General features: G+C 52.5%; 1 protein-coding gene and 1 pseudogene. Both read left to right on the top strand.

The genetic code is table 11. From position 1 onward, the window contains the following. Window positions 1-1,776, top strand: a 1,776-nt coding sequence (locus tag ACIPZF_RS26080; protein ID WP_400804951.1) for an RHS repeat-associated core domain-containing protein, incomplete at its 5' end; no start/stop codon positions are given. A gap of 59 nt (window positions 1,777-1,835) precedes the next feature. Then, window positions 1,836-1,988, top strand: a pseudogene (locus ACIPZF_RS26075) (lipid-binding protein); the annotation flags it as partial. Between the last annotated feature and the right edge of the window lie 147 nt (window positions 1,989-2,135).

Below are 2,135 nucleotides of genomic sequence, written 5' to 3'. Positions count from 1 at the left end.
TATCAGCTTATCAGTGCCACCGGACGGGAGATGGCAAATGCCGGGCGCCAGCAAAGCAGATCTGCCCCCGCGAGCCTGCCGCTACCCAGCAATGAGGAATATACCAACTACACCCGCACCTACGACTACGATACCGCAGGCAATCTCACCCAAATCCGCCACAGCGCACTCGCTACGAGTAACTGCCATACCACGAACATTACGGTCAGTGACCGCAGTAACCGTGGGGTACTAGATCTGCTCACGGATTGCCCAGCAGAAGTCGATAGGCTGTTCACGGCGGGAGGATACCAGCAACTATTGCAGCCAGGTCAAAAGCTCTATTGGACACCCAGTGGAGAGCTGCAACGTGTGACACCCGTAGTGCGCGATGGGGCGCCAAGCGATCAGGAGTTCTATCTCTATGACGCGCACAAACAACGCACACTAAAAACCAGCGAACAAGGTCATAGCAGGCAGCAAGTCATCTATTTGCCCGGACTGGAATTGCGAACAACCACTGTGAAGCCAGCTATCGAAGAAAGCACACAAGTCATTAACACAACAAACAACGGTAACCTTTGCGTATACCATCGAACCACTGGCTTGACTGATGACGCTGAGCGCACCCATTACCGGTTCAACTACCAGGACCTTACGAACAACCATAGCCTCGAGCTGGACGATACCGGAAGCCTCATCAGCCTTGAGGAGTACTACCCCTTTGGAAGCACAGCCATATGGTCGACATCCCAGTCAACCAACATCCATTTCAAAACCCTACGATTTTCTGGAAAAGAGCGTGATGCTACGGGCCTGTATTACTTCGGGAATCGTTACTATCAAACATGGGCAGGACGATGGCTGAGCCCGGACCCCGCCGGTACGGTAGATGGACTGAACATCTTCAGCATGGTAAAAAACAACCCAATTAGTTATATTGATGCCAACGGCTTCATGCTGCAGCCGCCAGAGCCCAACGATCTCCCCTACCGCATACGATCGACGGGACTGCATACCTTCGACGATGCTAGACAAGCAATGTTACTTAGGGCAATCAATGAGGCTCTGGAAATTCTCGCAACCGTGACTTCCGTAGATCCTACGTCGCTTCCAGCCGATCTAATGCAAGCCTTCTTTGGCCCGGATCACTCAACGGTAACAGAGGACGTTGTCGACGCGTGGAAAACAACCCATGATATTCTGACTGCCTATTCTGACCCTCTGCAGCAGCGTGTAAAATTCATTAATGCAGAAAATGATACCCCTGATGCACTCGCCGAAATTGGCACTGCCGATCTCCAAGGACGCGTAGCGATTTACGATGCGTTTTTTAGCGACAGAGCTTCGGATCGATTGCGAGCCATCACATTGATACATGAGCTAACTCACATTAGCACACAGGCAGATACGCCCGGCGTCAGCTCCCGGGACTTCTTCTATGTGAACAATGATCGACCAGAGCAGGATACAAAAAGAATCGTATTCCGTGGCAACATGAAACCTATAGAGCTGTTTGACTTGCCAGGCTTGTTTAGTGCGATTGCCCAGTACCATAATTGGAATGTTGTTAGTACAGACCCAGTGGCCCTGACCTACGGAGCGCGAGAGCAGCCTGCGTACATGGGTAGGGCTCAGGCCCTCAATGAGTTCAAGAGTAACAGTCAACTTCGCGCTCGGGTGGCAGCCAACAATGCAGACAGCCTGAGCTATTCAGCTGCCCTGATTGCCGACCGCCAACGCCAACCCCAACGCCAACGTCAACGTCAACGTCAACGTCAACGAAATGTTCGATAGCACTATCCTCATGGTTGCGAACAGAGCGGGGTGAAGTTTACTAATACAAGGCCGCACCAAAACCGTTGGGGGAACGTGAGACCGAAGTGATCTATCAGCTGCAGGCCGACCCGGCCGGCGATGTGCCAGGGTGGCTGGCCAACCGCTTCGTGGTAGATACGCCGGTGGTCACGCTGAGAACTCTGCGTGCGGTGGCCGAACGGCAGCATTAAGCGATTTCCAGCGCGTCATTCAAAATTACTTCCAACAGAGCCCGTTAAAGTGCTGGTGAACTTCACCTGCAACGCCAATTACGGAAAAGTACGCGCGCCGGGGCAGGCACCTATCATTTTTATCAGGTTACAGCATGAACAATACTC

The sequence above is a fragment of the Pseudomonas sp. NPDC089752 genome (assembly GCF_044748725.1).
Lineage (GTDB): Bacteria > Pseudomonadota > Gammaproteobacteria > Pseudomonadales > Pseudomonadaceae > Aquipseudomonas.
The sequence above is the reverse complement of the archived record's forward strand: the minus strand, read 5'-3'. Positions and strand labels throughout refer to the sequence as shown.